This is a genomic window from Xanthomonas sp. D-99 (assembly GCF_017746145.1).
Classification (GTDB): Bacteria; Pseudomonadota; Gammaproteobacteria; order Xanthomonadales; family Xanthomonadaceae; genus Xanthomonas; species Xanthomonas cissicola.
This window is the reverse complement of sequence record NZ_JAGHWU010000030.1, coordinates 1-787: the sequence shown is the minus strand read 5'-3', so window position 1 is coordinate 787 and position 787 is coordinate 1. Positions and strand designations below refer to the sequence as shown.

Annotated in this window: 2 protein-coding genes; both read right to left on the bottom strand. The window is 60.9% G+C overall.

The window, feature by feature from the left end; translation table 11 throughout:
• A partial coding sequence (locus tag J7360_RS12715; RefSeq protein WP_209033999.1) for an H-NS family nucleoid-associated regulatory protein occupies positions 1-273 on the bottom strand: 273 nt, incomplete at its 3' end.
• Positions 274-421: 148 nt separating this feature from the next.
• On the bottom strand, positions 422-787 hold a 366-nt coding region (locus J7360_RS12710), incomplete at its 5' end, for a LuxR C-terminal-related transcriptional regulator (protein WP_209033997.1).

The following is a 787-nucleotide window of genomic DNA, read 5'->3' as shown; positions in this document are numbered from 1 at the left end:
AGTTTGAAGTTGTTGTTGACAGGGATGGCGATACATCGCCCGCGACCGCGCCGGCCCGCGTGCCGGCGGCGGGAACAGGGCGGGCAAGTCGGCGACCGTGAAGCCCGCGGCTTCCAGGACGGCGATCACCTGGCCCTTGACCGCCTGCCGTTCCCGCTCTTTCGCGCTGGCCTTCTGCTTGTCGATTTCCTGCTGTAGCAGGGTGAGTTGCGACACGGACAAGGCCGTGAGGTCGAGATTCGGCGGCAGTACGTAGGGCTGGTCTTTTGCCATTGATAGCTCCTTAGCGGGCAGTTCTGAACGGGCATCCTGAATCAATTATGTAAAAATGATTCGTCATTTATGGAGGATTGTCAACCGGCTTTTTGGCCGGGAACAGGACGGTGGAGCGCGGACGTTTATGCCCATTACGGGCCGCCTATCAATCGTCCAGCTCGTGGAGTAGGCCGTTCTCGTAGATGTACGGCAACAGGTCGTTGCCATCGCGCAAACCCAGCTTGTTCAGGCCGTTGTACTTGTGCGTGGTGACTGTGCTGTAGCTGCGGCCCGTGGAGTCCATGATGTCGTTCGCCTTGGATCCACGGCAGAAAGCGACGAGAACGGCGCGTTCGCTGTCGGTCAATATGGACCAGGCGTGCTTGCTCACGCTGTCCAGGTCGATACAGCTGTCGGTGTAGGTCCGGCCCTTGGCCACGGCATCCAGCGCGTCGATGAGTTCGGCGGTCGGGCTGGTCTTGGCCACGTAGCCGGCCGCGCCGGCTTGCATGGTAATCCCCCCGCCCATTAG